Source organism: Chryseotalea sp. WA131a (assembly GCA_025370075.1).
Classification (GTDB): domain Bacteria; phylum Bacteroidota; class Bacteroidia; order Cytophagales; family Cyclobacteriaceae; genus ELB16-189.
Window position 1 is genome coordinate 594116 of the sequence record CP073016.1, and the last position, 17434, is coordinate 611549.

Here is a 17434-nt window from a genome sequence, read left to right on the forward strand (position 1 = left end):
GGCAAGTTGCCACTTGCCTACTGCCATTGGCTATTTTAAAGCGCTGTGAAAACCTATTCGTCCCTCAAGGTTTTGGTAGGATTGAGCATGGCAGTGTAAATGGTTTTATAACCTACTGCCATTATCGCAATCACAACCATAGACGCAATGGATATAAACAATGTTACAAAGTTTAGCTTCAAATAATATTCCCAAATGGAATCCATCAACGCATCTGCTGCAAAGTAACCTAGTGCCCCTCCTATAACTGTAGCAATGCCAAGATTGACAATATATTCAAAATTGATTACGCCAGAAATATTAGCAACAGAAGCCCCCAATACTTTTCGTACACCAATCTCTTTCATTTTCTTTTCAATGTTGAGCGACACTAATGTGAACAAACCAATGCCCGTCATCAAAGCGGCAAAGAACCCTAGGAAAGCGAACATGATTGAAACATTCGTATTGATTTCGTTGGTCTCCTGCAGTTCTCGGTCAATAAACTGGCCAGTATATAAGGTGTTCGGGAAAACCTCCTTCCACTTTTTCTCCATAAATTCATTTACACTGGCCATCTTGGTTGGACTTGTTTTTACCAAGACTTGTTGATATTTATCCTTATTCGCATAGCGCAACATACACGGCTGAATCGGTACCCATAGCGCACGCGCATAAATATTTTTGACCACACCGATGACATAAAACGAAACAGTATCCATCCAAATCAATTTCTTGCCAATAGGGTCGTCTTTCCATCCAAACTGCTTTACAAATTCCTCCGTAACCAATACGGATTCTTTGTGATCAGTCTCGGAATCTTTTTGGAAATTTCTTCCCGAAAGAAGAGTCATATCCATCACATCAAAGTAGTTGTCGCCCACTTCCAAAATGTCTACTTCATGTTCGGTAGATTCATATTTCACAGGATCGTTGTACCAACCATTGGCAACATGATGGCGAGTGCCGGCTATTAATTCAATGTCTTTGTTAGAAGCAAGTGCATCACGGTACGTGTTATATCCACCTTCGTTATTTACCCAAGCAGAGATGACTCCGTGTGTAGCAAATCCCAAATCATAATTTTTTTGGTATTCACCATTTTGAAAAAAGGCTACGCCCATGATGATTGCCAATAATGATATGACAAACTGACCACCCAATAAAATTCGAGTAAACCAGTTGGTGCCGCCAAATTTTGCCTTGCCTTTCAAAATGCTGACAGGTTCAAACGAAGTAACGTAAAAGGCTGGATACGAACCTGCAATGATGGCGGTGATGACTAGTAATAAGGCCAAGAAAATCAAGAAGCCTGCATTTTCGGTATAACTCAATTTCAAGTCGAGCCACGCCCACATGTTATCATAAGCAGGTACCAGCCATTCGGCCAATAGCAATCCGGCCAACAAGCCGAAGAAACACAAGAGCAAATTCTCACCTAAAAATTGAACAATCAATTGCTTACGCATACCGCCCATTACTTTACGGATGCCAATCTCTTTCAAACGTTTCCCCGAGATTGCAATGGATGTATTGGTAAAGTTGAAGCAAGCCAACAACAATAACAACCCTGCCATGATCACCGGAACGGTGACTGCCTCGTCCGGAATGCCACCACCCAAGTAATCGCTATCCAACCGTGGATTCGCGCGGTTGCGTTTCATTAAGCCAACAAAATTCTCGAGGTAATAAGCAGTGATTTTGAAATCTTCTCGAGCTTTGTTTTGTGGTTCAATGTATTGTTGTAATTGCTTGGTAACAAGAGCAACATCACTAGGGTTTTCGATTTTTAAAAACAGTACGTGCGCCCACTTTTTCCAGCTCGTTTCGCTCACATCTTTATCTAAGTTGACATCCCAAAAATTGTCAAAGAGTGTAATGACATCGAACCCGAAACTATTGTTTTGGGGTGGCTTTTTGAATACTGCACCTATTTCGAATTCTTTAGGTCTTCGCACACCATCTGCACCCAACACAATTTGTGTGAGTAATTGGCCAACCACATCCTCTTTGTTGAAATACTTACGCGCCATTTCATCGCTGATGAATACCTTTCCTTTGTCATAAAAGTTGGAATAATCACCATACTTAAGAGGAAAAGTAAACATATCGAAGAAAGAAGAATCGGCATACGCCATTTGGTCGCCAAACACTTCTTCGCCAATGCGCATATCGCAATACGAAGACATGTAGCGAACTACTTTATTTACTTCCTTAAAGTTTGCCTTTATATAACCACCCAAGGGCATGGGCGCCATTCCATTTCTCTCCTTTTTTCCTTGAAACTCTCTCCAAAACTGAACGCGATAGACGTGGTCGGTTTTATCATGGACTTTATCCCAATTGGCGCTATAAACCCAATTGAGGTAAGCCGTAATACAGCAGGCGATAGCAAGCCCCATCCCAAAGACATTAATAACAATGAAGAGTTTATTCTTCATTAGGTTGCGAAGGGTAATCAATAAATAATTTTTAATCATGAGTGTGGGTTTCTGATTATTCTAATTGAAAGACAGCTATAAGACTGTTTTACCCCTAATGAGGTTGCAAGTTTTTTCCAATAAATATGCCAACAGATTAAAGCTTGATAATTCACTCGGATATGGGGTGGTCAAAACAGAACGGTGACCGAACTGTTCATGTTTGTACAGGTGAGTGTTCGGAAACATTTGCAAAAAAAAGCCCACCTTGTGCGAGGTGGGCCATTACCTAAACTATAAAACTTTTAGATATGAAATTGTTCTTTGATATTCTCCGTCACTACTTTTCCATCAAACAAGTTGATGATGCGATGTGCGTAGTTAGCATCGTAAGGTGAGTGCGTTACCATGATGATGGTCGTTCCCTCAGCATTTAGTTCAGAAAGAAGCTTCATTACTTCTTCCCCATTTACAGAATCCAAGTTACCAGTAGGCTCATCGGCCAATATCACTTTTGGTTTCGCTACAATGGCACGAGAGATGGCAACGCGCTGTTGCTGTCCTCCCGATAGTTGTTGAGGGAAGTGATTTCTGCGGTGCATAATGTTCATGCGCTCCAACACTTGCTCCACTCTTTTCTTGCGATCTTCAGACGGAACTTTCATATATAGCAACGGAAGTTCAACGTTTTCAAAAACAGTCAACTCGTCTATCAAATTGAAGCTTTGAAACACAAATCCAATCGAGCCTTTGCGCAATTGAGCACGTTGGCGCTCGGAATATTTGGCTACTTCATTTTCGCCAAAGAAATATTCTCCGCCTGATGGGTTATCTAACAAACCCAAAATATTAAGCAATGTAGACTTACCGCAACCAGATGGGCCCATAATGGCCACAAACTCGCCATCTTTTATTTCCATGTTAATGCTATTGAGCGCGGTGGTCTCCACTTCTTCCGTAGTATAGACTTTTTCTAGGTTTTTTAGTTTGATCATGGGGTTATGATTTTTAGTTGGATAGTTCTTTTAAGAATTTAGTTTTATAAATGAATCTTTTTGTATCAATACTTTTTGTTTATGATAAGGTTACGAACAAGTACTTATTAGACGCCAATTTTAACTTTTAGTTGCAGCTTTCAATATTTAAATCGAATTGTGACAAACTTTTACAAGTAATCAGTTCAAAATAAGCACTTCGTTGTTGCCAAAATTTTCATACGAAGAAGTAATCACCTTGTCTCCAGGCTTCAGTCCCTCCAGTACTTCAAAGTATTCCGAGCCCATCTTTCTGCCCAACTTCACTTCGCGCTTCACGGCTTTATTGTCACCTTCTAAGATGAATACCCAATTGCCACCTGTATCTTTATAAAATCCGCCAATGGGTAACAGCAACTCTTGCGATGGCTGCCCCAACTCCACGCGCATGCGCAGTGATTGGCCGCGTCTAATTCCTTGAGGCGTTTCGCCTACAAAATTCATGTCCACTTCAAACCGTCCGTTTTGGATGGTTGGATAAATGTAGGTAATAGATAATGTGTACGTTTTGCCAGCAAAGTCAGTAGTGGCTGGTAAGCCAACAGAAATTTTTGGTAAGTACAATTCATCGATGGGCACACGGACTTTATAGCTACCCACCAAATCTACTTGTCCCATTCGCTGACCTGTGGTCACCGCCTGACCAATTTCCCAGTGAGGCGTAGATAGTTGCCCATCTATTGGCGAACGAACGACCAGATTATCCAATATTTTTGAAAGACCGTTTAAGCTAATCATCATTTTCTGTTCTGACTCGGCCGTGAATCTTAATTGACGAATGCGGTCGATAGAATCATTTCTGTAAACTTCGTACGTAATCTTTTTACGGTCCACATTGTATTTATAATCTGCTTCTGTTCGCTCAAAATCTTGACGAGAAATCAATTTCTTTTCAAAAAGCTGCTTCTGTCTTCTGAATTGAGGCTCTAAGATGGCAAGCTGATTATCGATTAACGCCAACTGCTGACGCTGATCCAAATCGTTTCGCATGATATTTAATTTCGTCTCGCGGGCGCGATTGATACTTTCGTTGAAAGAGGCTTCTTGTTGTAATACAGATAGCTCACGATTTAAATTGGTAAGTTCCAATATCACATCGCCCTTTTTTAGCATGGCTCCGCTTTCGCTCACAATCCTGCGAATATTGCCACCTTCAATAGCATCTAAGTATACCGTGCGGCTGGGTTCCACCGTTCCGGTTTGAGGAATGTATTCTTTGAATTCACCTTTTTTCACTTCTGAGATGGTGATCTTATCTTTTTCAGTTTTATATGTAGAACGCCTATCAGCAAAAATAAACTGGTAGGCAACAAAAGAAACCAATGCTGCAATGCCACCATAAGTAGCTATTCGCTTCAGCGTCCAATACTTCTTTTTTAATTGTTTGTCCATGGGCACAATCTGTTCGGCAGCCTATTGCCAACAAACGTGCCAACGGGGTTTTGTGAGATTAAGCGCTAGAAACGGGGCTAATTCATACTCTTTTACGTTCACATATGAACTGATGTGTCCGCATGCGGACGATAAATGTTATCTTTGGAAGCGTTCGATTTCGAAATCAGCCCAAATAAGCAGAAATGATGTTTCGGTATCAATATTGTCATTGATTTGAAAATTCGATGATTCGTTAATCTGAAAAAACTCAAATCAACGAATCATCTTATCAACGAATTAACCAATTAGCACATGTCTGACTCCAAACAAGGAAAAATTCTAATTGTAGATGACAACGAAGATTTGTTGAAAGCGGCCAAAATGTATTTGAAGCGGCACTTTGCACAAGTTGATATTGAAAAAAACCCAGAAGCCCTGCCCGGCCTGATGAACCAAGAAGACTACGATGTAATCTTGCTCGACATGAACTTTACCAAAGATGTGAGCAGCGGCAGCGAAGGGTATTACTGGCTAGAGAAAATCCTGCAAATTGATCCATCGGCTGTAGTGGTTTTGATTACAGCTTATGGTGATGTGCAAATGGCGGTAAAAGCAATCAAGGCAGGAGCTACTGATTTTGTATTAAAGCCCTGGGAGAATGAAAAGTTGTTGGCTACTTTGTTTTCATCGATGCGTTTGCGAGAATCGCGCGATCAGGTTGAAACATTGAAAATCAAAAACCAAGAAATCAATCAAGCCATCAACGAAAAGTACAGCAGCATCATTGGCCAAAGTGCAGCCATGCAACGCATTTTTCAAACCATCGATCGGGTTGCACAGACCGATGCGAATGTTCTGATTTTGGGTGAGAACGGCACAGGCAAAGAATTAATCGCTCGCGCCATTCATGCCAACTCCATTCGAAAAGCCGAATCGTTTGTAGGCGTAGATTTGGGCTCCATAACCGAAACACTTTTTGAGAGCGAGCTCTTTGGGCACAAGAAAGGATCGTTTACCGATGCCAAAGAAGATCGACCGGGTCGGTTTGAACTGGCCAACAACGGCACACTGTTTCTAGATGAAATCGGAAATCTATCGATGCCCTTGCAGGCAAAGTTACTAACGGTTTTGCAAAACAGAAAAGTGAGTCGTGTTGGCTCAAACAAAGATATGGCGGTTGACCTCCGGTTGATTTGTGCTACCAACATGCCTTTGTATGATATGGTGAAAGAAAATCGTTTCCGTCAAGATTTGTTATATCGCATTAACACCATCGAAATTCAAATTCCTTCATTACGCGATCGGATTGAGGATATCCCGTTGTTGGCCAATCATTTTTTAAAGCACTATTCAGCAAAATATGTCAAGAGCGTTTCTAAAATAAGCGATGCCGCCATGACGCGCATGAACAAACACCCTTGGCCAGGCAATATTCGGGAGTTACAACATTCGTTGGAACGAGCGATCATCCTGAGCAATAGCAGTGTGCTGCAACCTGAAGATTTTAATTTTACATCTGCGTCCAATACAAAGGAAGTGGAGCAGTCGCTTGGGCTTGATCAATATAATTTAGATGAAGTGGAAAAACTATTGATCCGCAAAGTGCTGAAAAAATACAATGGCAACATCACACAAGCAGCTTCAGAACTTGGCTTAACAAGATCATCGCTTTATAGGCGTTTGGAGAAACATGGACTTTAATTCGTTTATTTGATAATTCGTTAATGACTCAGCGCATGTCAAACGTTTTACTGTTAGCGAATCAACAAAATAACACATTAACGAATTAGACTGATGTTTAACGATTTCCGTTTTAGGGTAGCATTTCGCGTATCACTTTTAGGTGCAACCATGGCGTTGGCCGTGTTCATGTTTGGGCGCCCTAACATGGTTTTTGCTGCCAGCCTAATGGTGCTGATCATGGTTGGTCAACTGTTAGAACTCTTTCGTTTTACCTCCCAAACCAATCGCAAACTCACGCGATTTTTGGAATCCGTAAAGTATTCTGATTTTATTTCGGGCTTTGCCCACGACAATAAACTTGGTTCCAGCTTTCGCGATTTAAACACTGCCTTTAACGAAGTGCTAGAGGCTTTTCGGAAAGCACGATCAGAAAAAGAAGAGAACTGGCAATATCTGAACACAATTGTGCAGCAAGTGCGCACTGGTATTTTATCGTACGATGCCATTGGCACAGTTGAGTTGATGAACACCAATGCCAAACGGTTTATTGGTTTTTCAAACTTGAAAAACATTCAGGAGTTAGCAGATAAAAATCCGAAATTATTTGTTGCTCTAAACGAGGTGCAGCCTGGCAAAAGTTCGCTCTACAAATCGGGCAATGAATTTTTGTTGACTATTCAAGCTACGGAATTACGGGTGCGCGGCAATACCATCAAATTAGTGACGCTGCAAAATATTCAGACAGAATTGCAAAAGCAAGAGTTAGAGGCTTGGCAAAACCTGACGCGTGTGCTGCGACACGAGATCATGAATTCCATTACGCCTATCTCTTCCCTAACGTCTACATTGCGCGAAATTTTAGATCAAGACCTTATCAGAAAAGAAAATCACTACGAACTAAAAGACGAAGGTGCTGAAGATTTACGCGAAGGCTTGAGCACCATCGAAAACAGAAGCAAAGGGTTGATTCAATTCATCGATGCGTATCGAGAATATACCTCTTTGCCAACACCGAAACTGAAAAGCATTTCCCTAAAGGAGATGGTTGAAAAAGTGGCCAGCCTCATGCGTCCCGAAATAAAAAAGACCAATATTCAATTAAGCACAATCTGTCAATCCGATTACATAACTGTACAAGCGGATGAAGAGATGATTGGACAAGTTCTCATCAACTTAGTTAAAAATGCATTGGAAGCGATCGGGCAAACAGAAAATGGAAAAATTGAAATTATCGGAAGTGTAGTGGACAATGTACCCGTTATTGAAGTGATTGACAATGGTCCGGGTATCATCCCCGAAGCAATCAATCGAATTTTTGTACCATTCTTCACCACAAAAAAAACGGGCTCGGGCATTGGTTTGGCACTTTCTCGCCAAATTATGCAAATGCACAGCGGGTCGTTAAGTGTTCAATCTGAATTGGGGGTAAAAACGGTGTTTACTTTACGTTTCTAGGGACATCTGTACCAAACTTTCCAACGTATCGTTGAAAAGATGTGTCTAACCACCAAACACCCTACCTTATGAATTGGCTCATAAAAATTACCAACCAGCCTCAGCCAGAAGTGTGGACCGAGGAAAAGCTTGAACAGATGGAATGGAAATGTGATTATTATGGTGCTAAGCCAAATTGGGTAAAGCTTCATTCGATTGAAGCTGAAGGAATCCACAAATCAGTGACCTTTCAATCACTTAATCAAGAAGTGCGAAAGGCTAGCTACTGAGCTGATTTTGATTCTAAAAACTCATCCCACTCGTTGTGCCGGGTGCCAGTAACATCACGCAGAAAAAGAGCATAGCTTGGTTTGTATGGCTTTCGCCTTAATTCCATCTCTGCTTCTTCGGGTGTGCGATCTCCTTTTTTCGCATTGCACTTTTTGCATGCTGTTACCAAATTAGTCCAGGTATGCTGTCCTCCACGGGAACTGGGCACCACGTGGTCCAGTGTTAGTTCACGCCTAGTCCCACAGTATTGGCACTCATTATTGTCTCTCTTAAAAATATTTTGCCGGGTAAGGTTAACGCCTTTGTATGGAGCATTTACATACCGATTGAGCCGAATAACAGAAGGAAGTGGAAAACTGCGGGTAATGGAGTGGATATTATGACCGTTGGCCGAGCGCACCATCTCACTTTTATTGAGGTAAACCAAAATAAAGGCCCGTTCCACCGAACAAACCATCAGCGGGCTAAAATCTTGGTTAAGTACTAATACACGGCTATTCATGGCTTTAAGATAAAGCCAATTTTTGTATCAAGCAAAAGAGGTTTTTTTGGATGCACCCCTTTATAGGAGCATTCTAATCTCCAATAATTCTAATGATCGCTTCAACTTGGTGCGTAAGAATTTTTGTTTCTGAATCGAATAACCCTTCTTCCACAATTTGATCGACCCTTACCTTTCCATCTATGTGCATCACCTTATCTTCATCAATCAATAATCCAAGATGCTGGGTCTTCTCTTTATTTGAGTTTAAGAATAATATATCGCCCAGGTGGTTAGCGCCTTTCACATGTTTATGCTGAGAAAGCAGCGCATTCAGATTATGAGGCAAATGATATCCTGAAATTTTATAGACCATTTGCACCAGCCCAATGCCATCAATCCCAAAAGGGCTTTTGCCTCCTTCTTGCTCGGGTGCATTCAAATATTTAGTGGCAATGGTTTTAATAAACTCAATCTCTCGCTTTTGACCCAGTGCTTTTGCTTCGCCATTAAATGCAAATTGTTCTTCCATTTTAAAAAGCTCTGACTGCGAAATCGGGACTACACTTCCTAAAACAATAGATACTGGCGTCTTTTTATACAGAATCGTTGCGCAGACATCCGTGGTGATTTTAAAGTCAGACGTATTGATTTGGTCGAAATACTCTTTGGTGATGGCGTGATGTTGCTTGGATTCAATCCAACCCTCTACCTTATCAAAATAGGTTCGGATCAACACCCAATGACGGTCTTTGTGTTCGTGCAAAACCTCATAATGATCGCCAAATAGCAATTGCGTAACCTGTTGGGATAAATGATTTGCATCTTTACGAACCGATACAATTGACAATCGGCAAACACCGTATTGGATTTCCATGCGCTTAGATTATCTTATTCTTATTTTTGCCAATTCTCGTTTCACATCTCGCTCTTTAATACTCTCTCGCTTGTCGTGCAGTTTTTTTCCTCTCGCTAATGCGATTTCTAGTTTTGCTAAGCCACGGTCGTTGATAAACAAACGAGTAGGGACTAGTGTTAGTCCTTTCTCTTCAACTTTACCATCCAATCTCCTCAGTTCTGACTTTTTTAGCAATAATTTTCGCTCCCGCGCTACCTCATGGTTATAATGCGTTCCCAGATTGTACTGCGAAATATTTACACCTTTGGCAAATAGTTCTCCATTATTCAAATAGCAATACCCATCTTGCAAATTCACTTTTCCCTCACGAATGGACTTAATCTCCGTGCCCTTCAAAACAATTCCAGCCACAAATTTTTCAATCAATTCGTATTGAAAGCCTGCTTGCTTGTTTTTAATATTAATATCGTTGGTGAATCTCGATTTCATTTTATGTCATCGGCAAATTGCCTACTAACTTGGTTTTGTAAAAATCTGTTTCAATCTATCTTTCTTTAGCATTTTTTGTCCCGTGGTGCCCGTAGCAATCAATCGGCCAGCGGTTTTTGCCTCAATTGAGCAAATCAATTCATTCTTTTCGATTTTCACCACTTGGGCTATAAAGATAATCTCTTCTCCCACAAATGCAGGGCTTTTATGATCAATACTCAAAAAAGTTCCTACGCCTTCTTCATCTTCTTCCTTCATATCGATAAAAAATAATCGCGATGACCATTCGAAATCACGTGCCAGCGAAAAGGTAGAGCACACCTCGTGCAAGGTTACTCCATGAAAAGCTGCTACATCGGTTGGGCCTACCGTTTTTTTATATTTTTTCTGGTCTCCGGGGATAAACATGTTTTTCATAAAGAAAAGGTATTGGGTATTACGGCACTGGGCATTGGGTCAAAACTACCAATGAACCATGAATTTAATTAACATCATTAGGTGGTTCAGATTCGTTAGTAGTTCCGATAGATTGGATATAGCGATTTATCATTCGACCAATAATTTCCAAATCGCTTTTAATTTTTAAAAAGATTTCTTCGCTAATAAGTTTTCGATTATAGGATTTGCTAAGCCAAGTCTCCGTTTCGAACATTGAACCGCGAGCATAATAACTGAAATTCTTCGTCTCTTTGTAATGATATCTACCTAATCCCTCTGCAAGATTAGCGGCAATTGAATCAGCAGCTTTCACAAATTGCTTACCAATCGTATCCTTCTCAAAATAATTCCATTTCGAAACAATATCCCAAACTGATTCTCCAAGCTTCATGGCAACTTGGTAAGTATTAAACTCGTCCAAATCTTTAATCATTTTTTTAATCATTTGTATCTACACACAAAAAACTTAATGCCTTAGTGCCTAGTGCCCGATACCTTAGTGCCCAATGCCCAAATTAGCCAATGGCGCAACATCCAATCCACAAAATTGATTTGCCAAATACTTATAATGGGCAGCCATTGCAATCATGGCTGCATTGTCAGTACAATATTGGAAATCAGGAATAAACACTTGCCAATTTTCTTTTTCTGCCATCCTCTTCAATTCCGTTCGCAAACCACTATTGGCAGCTACTCCACCTGCAATGGCAATTTGGTGGATGCCTGTTTGTTTGGTGGCAAGTTTAACTTTTGAAACCAACATCTTTACCAATTGGTACTGCAAGCTTGCACAAATGTCATTCATGTTTTTATCAACAAAATCCGGGTCAACTTTTTTTTGATCTCGCAGGAAATACAAAAAACCAGTTTTGATTCCACTAAAGGAGAAATCCAAATCTGGCATCGTTGTATTCCCAAAAGAAAACCTCTTTGGGTTACCTAATTGCGCATACTTATCAATCAACGGCCCACCTGGGTAAGGTAGACCCAACATCTTAGCGGCCTTGTCAAATGCTTCGCCCACGGCATCATCTTTGGTTTCGCCTATTACTTTCATTTTCAAATAATCTTCTACCAAAACAATCTGCGTATGTCCTCCACTTACGGTTAAGCAAAGAAAAGGAAAGGTTGGTTTAGGGTCATCAATGAAATGAGCTAATACATGTGCCTCCATGTGGTTTATTTCAATCAAGGGAATGCCCAATGCAAGCGCCATTCCCTTGGCGAATGAGACACCTACCAATAATGAGCCCATTAGGCCTGGCCCTTTGGTAAATGCGATAGCATCTAATTGATTGAAAACAATACCAGAACTGTTCAACGCTTCGTTAACTACAAGGAGGATATTTTGTTGGTGAGCTCGGGAGGCCAATTCTGGAACCACACCTCCATATTTCTGGTGTACATTTTGCGAGGCAATAACATTATTCAGTACCTTGCCTTGTTGTATAACGGAAGCCGAAGTCTCATCGCAGGAAGATTCAATGGCAAGGATGGCAGGTTGCATATTTTAAAAAATGAGGTGGCAAGTTATTAAAAATTGGCTTTGGTTACGGGCAAAGAGAGTCCTTCTCTACGGAGGCTTCTTAACGCTCACATTTTTTGTAACAGCCTTTTTTCTATTGCAACTTCCAGCCGTGCAAGAGGCCTTGATCAGCCGCTACACCCGTCAATTTTCGAAGGCCTCTGATTTTCCCATCACCTTCCAGAAATTCTACCTGCGATGGTACGATCAATTGGAAGTGGAAGGGCTTGAAATAAAGGACAGTGAAAAAAATACCATGATTGCCATTCGAAAATTGAGCGTCAATTTTCGGTTTCGGAGTTTGCTCGATCAAAACAATGTAAACATTGATGGGGTAGCCATTGACCAGGCCGATGTAAATTTTAAAAGTATCGATGAGTCAGATACCAGCAAAAATTTAAACATCAATATTTTTATCAAACGATTATCCGGTAAGTCTTCTGGTGGAGGAAATCCTCCGAAGATTAACATCGGAGAAATCGAATTGGAGAAATCGAAATTCAGTTTTAATGAAACAGAGTTCGATTCGATTGCAAGGGGTTTTGATTACCACCATTTCAAAATAGATGTTGAGGCCAACTTGAATGCCTTCAAAGTCATTGGAGATACGATTGAATTCAATGTCAACTCGCTACAAGCAAAAGATAAAAAGACCGGGTTAACTGTAAAGGATCTAAGTACTTTCTATCGTATTTCGCAAACCGGTATGGAGTTTTTGGGTTTAAAACTATCGGCCAACGAAAGCTTTATTTCTGACACCATTATTTTTTCGTACAAAAGCCAGCGCGATCTCAGCGACTTTAATCGAAAAGTAAATGTAAAAGCAAAACTCAAAAACACCATTGTCTATCCCAACGATTTAGCCCTCTTCAATTCTGGTAAACAATTCTTGCCAGAGCCGTTGGCCTTAAATGGGAACATCACCGGCCGGGTTTCAAAGTTTGTGTACAAAAACATGGAGGCTAAGTTAGGCCAAACTTCTATTATTGGTACTTTACAGATGGACGGTCTACCCTCCATTGACGAGACGTTTATTCAATTAGACGTGAAGGACGGAAACGTTCTATTAAACGATTTGAATTTTCTTTTTCCAGAAAGGATATTCTCCTTGTTAAAACCATTGAACCGCTTTTCGGTAAAGGGTCAGTTTCAAGGTTACTTGAGTGACTTTGTGGCGGATGGAGATTTTACAGGACAATTAGGCCGCATTAAATCCGACATCAACTTAAAAATCAATCCAAAGTCGATTGAGAAATCGAGCTACAGCGGAAACTTAGCACTCATTGGTTTTGATTTAGGTAAATATTTTAACGACACTACCAATTTTCAAAAAGTATCGCTTACGGGCCGCGTGCAAGGTACTGGGTTAACAGAGAACACTGCCGATTTTTTGCTGAATGGAAATGTATCGTCTATTGGCATTCGAAAATACAATTACAAGAACATTACCACCAATGCGCGGTTTGCCAAACAACTTTTCAAAGGCCAACTAAAGATTGATGATCCCAATCTTCAATTCAGCGCCAGTGGATCAATAGATATTAGGCCCGGCTTTGATCTGGTGAAGATAAAGGCTAACCTCGATACGGCCTACCTCCACAAAATTGGTTTGATCGATGATTACTTATTCATTAGTACTTATTTAGATGTAGATACCAAGGGCCTAGCCATTGACAGTTTGGTGGGCGATGCTATTTTTAGAAACACGAAAATCGGTTATCAGCAGCAATCATTAACCCTCGACTCACTTCACATTATTTCTGAACGAGATAAAAACCAACGCAAGTTAGCACTTCGCAGCTCGCTGGCCGATGTTCAGTTACAGGGTAACTATTATTACTCGACTTTATTCAATGACTTGGTAAGATTGATAAAAGAATTTCAACTCAACATCAAAAACGATAAAGTAGCGATTGCGGATTACTATCAGAAAAAGAATAGGCAAGTGCAAGAGTACCAAGCCAACTTTGAACTGAGTCTAAATAACATGAAACCACTAATTGAGTTGGCAAATTTGAATATTGACATTTCGCAACAGACCAAAATCACGGGTAAATTCACAAACGGCATCACCTCTTCGTTGCAGGCCTTTTCGAATGTAGACTCCTTGCGCCTCAACCATCAACAGTTTTTACAGAGCGAAATTGAATTTTCAGGTTCTAAAATTAGAGACAGCGTGAATGTATTGGCCATGCTAACTATAAATTCAGATCGGCAGCTTTTCAGCAAAGCCTTCAGCACCCACAATCTATTTTCAGAATTGATTTGGAATCGCGATCATATCGATTTCAATCTAGATGCCGATCAAGAAAATTCAACCAATCAACTCAGGCTAAAATCTGAAATTGATTTTTTAAGAGATAGTACAAAGATTAAAATACTTCCATCTCGCTTAAAAGTATTGAACAAAGAATGGAAAGTCAACCAGAAAAATTATGCGCTCAACCACAACAAAGAATGGGAGATTCATCATTTACAATTATTTAATGATCAAGAATCAATTTTAATTGATGGAACAATTTCTGATTTACCCGAAAAGGTTTTAAACCTATCCGTACATAACTTGAATTTAAATATTCTAAATGCCATCAGCTCAGAAAATTTTACAGGAAATTTAAATGGGGAAGTAGTAGCAAAAGACTTGTATCATAACATCTACTTTCAAAATAAATTGCGGATAGACTCTTTAACCATCAATCAATTTTTGATTGGCGATGTAACCGGTGAAAACCAATGGAACCAAGAAAAAAATATCTTTGATATTGATTTTACGATCGATCGATTGGCGAATAGGATTGTTTCATTGAAAGGCTTCTACGATTCGAAAGAAAATGATCCACTTTTCTTAAATGCTACATTGGCCAAAACAAATTTAAAAGCAATTGAGCCTATTTTGCGTGGTATTTTTTCGAATATTGATGGCACTTTAAGTGGGCAATATACCGTTACAGGAAGTTTTAGCAAACCGCTCGTGCAAGGCGAAGGAAATATAGAAAATGGGCAGATGATGGTGGATTATTTGAAAACACTTTACCGGATGGAAGGGAAGTTAAAAATGACTCCCAACCGGATTATCTTTAATGAAATATCCATAACCGATGCTTTTAAAAATAAAGGCTCGCTGGATGGCTACTTAACTCATATTAACTTTTCGGATTTTAGAATATCGTTGAATGCCGATTTCAGTAATTTTCAAATGCTCAACACTACCGCAAAAGATAATTCACAGTTTTATGGGCAAGCTTATGCTACGGGAGTTTTGAGCATGTTGGGGCCATTTGAGAACATGAAGATTTCCGCTACTGCCCGTTCCGAAAAAAATACTCGCATCTTTATACCGCTCACTTCTTATGAAACGATTGAGAAGAAAGATTTCATTTCTTTTGTGAACCTAACCGATACCGTGGCCTTGCGCAAAACCACTGAAACCAAAAAGAAAAAAACGGGGCCTACCGGTATCAGCATGGATCTTAATCTCGACATCACGCCTGATGCGTATGCAGAAATAATCCGTGATATTAAATCCGGAGACATCATTCGAGGTTATGGTCGTGGTGAAATCAAACTTCAAGTGGATACCAAAGGAGAATTCAATATGTTTGGCGTGTATGAGTTCGATCGTGGGTTTTACAATTTTACTTTGTATGATTTGATCAACAAAGAGTTTATCATTAACAAAGGCAGTCGCATTACCTGGTTTGGCGATCCGTATGCCGGTGTACTTTCTTTATCAGCCACCTATCGGCAACTGACATCGCTGGCACCCATCTTGCCCGACCAAAGCAACGCCAACCTACCTCAAATCAGAAGAAAATATCCAGTAGACGTAGTCATGAAACTGGATGGCCCAATGCTGAGCCCACAAATCAATTTTGATATTTTAGCGAGTGATTTGCCCGACAATGTAACGGGAGCAGGCGGATCGGTAGTGCAATTGAAATTCGCCTTCAATGCATTTAAGGCAAGGCTGGACGAGCAAGAACTCAAAAAACAAGTTTTCAGTTTGATTGTGCTTCGAAGGTTTTCACCTCCAGATGCATTTGCCACCAGCGGAAGTTTGTACAACAGTGTAAGTGAATTATTCTCCAACCAATTGAGCTATTGGCTAAACCAAGTGGATCAGAATCTAGAAATAGATTTAGATTTAGGTTCGCTTGATCAAGAAGCTTTTAACACCTTTCAATTGAGACTTTCTTATTCGTTTTTAAACGGGCGATTGCGCGTTACGCGCGAAGGCACGTTTTCAAACAATCAATACGTGCGTTCAGACGTAGCCAACATTGTGGGTGATTGGACGGTTGATTACCTGCTTACGGCTGATGGAAAATTTAGGGTAAAAATGTTTAACCGCACCAACCTTAATCAACTGACCAACACCATTGGCACACAAGCCACCATCACCACCGGGGTGAGTTTGCTGCATACCCAAAGTTTCAATAACTGGCGCGATTTGATTACCTCTGCTCGCGAGCGTAGGCGAAAGGAATTGGAGGAAGAAAAAACCAAAGAAGCTGAGCTAGAAGAGAAAAAGAAAGAGGGCAGCAACTAATGGTTGCAAACATTTTTTTTGTTGAAGCGAATTTCCTATATTGTAAACACCCAAAGCAAAACAAGTAAAACAGTATGGACTTGAATGAACTGATGAAAAAGTATGCCGACCACATTGGCGGGCAATACACTCAATACGACCCCGATCACTCCATCATTATCATCCCCGTATCAGGAGGAAGGTTTCAAACAGTGCTTGGCACGGTTAAGAAAAATGAACTTTATAACCGCAAGCTCATTGTGCTGCACTCTAAAGTATGTTCTTCCTCCACCTCTATTGATTACAAAATGTTGTTGGAACAAACGGCTTTTTTTAACTATTGCCGTTTTGTAATCGATCAAAACTACTTACAAATCGAAGCGGTGGCCGCGGTAGATACCTTATCAGAAGATACCATCAAAGAAATGCTGCAAGAGGTAGCCAACTTGGCCGACCAATATGAAATGAAATTGACGGGCAGTGATATTCATTAATCTGTAATGAATAAAAGTATTGGGATTGAAGTCGGTTGGGTGATACTTGTAGGTTTCACGACAATATTGCTGATTGGTTTTTTAACTCACTTCAATTTTTTTATTAACAATACTGTCGATATCCAACTACATGATACCTATGTCGTTTTGGACTTTTGGAATTCATTTATAATTATTTTCTTAAATCTATGTTTCTGGTTTTTTTTGCTGCGGCAATTGAAGTATAAGTTTGAATCTAAGACTCTAAATTATTTTCAATTAACTCTAACTGGGCTACTCATTCTCTATTTTCCTATAGTATCCAGTATCTTGCAATTCACTTTTCTATATTATTTTACATTACTATATCATTCTATTCAAATCTTCGTTTTAGCGAAAGTGGCAATCTCAATTGGTCATCAAATC

The 17434-nt window shown here is 40.1% G+C and carries 14 protein-coding genes; 5 read left to right on the top strand and 9 right to left on the bottom strand.

From position 1 onward, the window contains the following. Positions 1-53: 53 nt before the first annotated feature. The 3 genes from KA713_02865 to KA713_02875 all read right to left on the bottom strand — a co-directional run bounded on the left by KA713_02865 (position 54) and on the right by KA713_02875 (position 4825). Positions 54-2459, bottom strand: a complete 2406-nt coding sequence (locus tag KA713_02865) for an ABC transporter permease (protein UXE67565.1) — start codon at positions 2457-2459, stop codon at positions 54-56. A gap of 245 nt (positions 2460-2704) precedes the next feature. Next, positions 2705-3394, bottom strand: coding sequence for an ABC transporter ATP-binding protein (locus KA713_02870; GenBank protein UXE67566.1), 690 nt, complete (start codon positions 3392-3394; stop codon positions 2705-2707). A gap of 180 nt (positions 3395-3574) precedes the next feature. Then, entirely contained in the window at positions 3575-4825 is a 1251-nt protein-coding gene (locus KA713_02875) for an HlyD family efflux transporter periplasmic adaptor subunit (GenBank protein UXE67567.1), read from the bottom strand. Between the two features lie 294 nt (positions 4826-5119). On the opposite strand from KA713_02875, the gene KA713_02880 reads away from it, so the two are divergent. From KA713_02880 to KA713_02890, 3 genes are all read left to right on the top strand, one after another. After that, complete coding sequence (locus KA713_02880) at positions 5120-6508, top strand: sigma-54-dependent Fis family transcriptional regulator (protein ID UXE67568.1); 1389 nt, start codon at positions 5120-5122, stop codon at positions 6506-6508. A gap of 93 nt (positions 6509-6601) precedes the next feature. Then, positions 6602-7945 carry a histidine kinase gene (locus KA713_02885; GenBank protein ID UXE67569.1) on the top strand — a complete coding sequence of 448 codons (1344 nt, stop codon included), beginning with the start codon at positions 6602-6604 and terminating at the stop codon, positions 7943-7945. Between the two features lie 68 nt (positions 7946-8013). Then, positions 8014-8214 (top strand): hypothetical protein, encoded by a 201-nt coding sequence (locus KA713_02890; protein ID UXE67570.1) that lies wholly within the window; start codon positions 8014-8016, stop codon positions 8212-8214. Here KA713_02890 and KA713_02895 read toward each other — a convergent pair. The 6 genes from KA713_02895 to tsaD all read right to left on the bottom strand — a co-directional run bounded on the left by KA713_02895 (position 8208) and on the right by tsaD (position 11989). Continuing rightward, on the bottom strand, positions 8208-8717 hold the full coding sequence (locus tag KA713_02895) for an HNH endonuclease (protein UXE67571.1): 510 nt from the start codon (positions 8715-8717) through the stop codon (positions 8208-8210). The two genes, KA713_02890 and KA713_02895, sit on opposite strands and share 7 nt — an antisense overlap. A gap of 73 nt (positions 8718-8790) precedes the next feature. Continuing rightward, a complete protein-coding gene (locus KA713_02900) occupies positions 8791-9573 on the bottom strand; it encodes a C40 family peptidase (GenBank protein ID UXE67572.1) in 783 nt (260 codons plus the stop codon). Between the two features lie 9 nt (positions 9574-9582). Then, positions 9583-10044, bottom strand: a complete 462-nt coding sequence (gene smpB / locus KA713_02905; protein UXE67573.1) for an SsrA-binding protein SmpB — start codon at positions 10042-10044, stop codon at positions 9583-9585. A gap of 24 nt (positions 10045-10068) precedes the next feature. Then, entirely contained in the window at positions 10069-10461 is a 393-nt protein-coding gene (locus tag KA713_02910; protein UXE67574.1) for a hypothetical protein, read from the bottom strand. Between the two features lie 64 nt (positions 10462-10525). Further along, entirely contained in the window at positions 10526-10924 is a 399-nt protein-coding gene (locus KA713_02915; GenBank protein ID UXE69006.1) for a four helix bundle protein, read from the bottom strand. 54 nt (positions 10925-10978) lie between these two features. Then, complete coding sequence (gene tsaD, locus KA713_02920; protein UXE67575.1) at positions 10979-11989, bottom strand: tRNA (adenosine(37)-N6)-threonylcarbamoyltransferase complex transferase subunit TsaD; 1011 nt, start codon at positions 11987-11989, stop codon at positions 10979-10981. A gap of 10 nt (positions 11990-11999) precedes the next feature. Here tsaD and KA713_02925 point away from each other — a divergent pair, with 10 nt between their 5' ends. Then, positions 12000-16556, top strand: a complete 4557-nt coding sequence (locus tag KA713_02925) for a translocation/assembly module TamB domain-containing protein (GenBank protein UXE67576.1) — start codon at positions 12000-12002, stop codon at positions 16554-16556. A 74-nt stretch (positions 16557-16630) separates the two neighbouring features. Beyond that, the gene (locus tag KA713_02930) at positions 16631-17029 is read left to right on the top strand and encodes a hypothetical protein (protein ID UXE67577.1); all 399 of its coding nucleotides are present in this window, start codon (positions 16631-16633) and stop codon (positions 17027-17029) included. Positions 17030-17434: the final 405 nt, after the last annotated feature.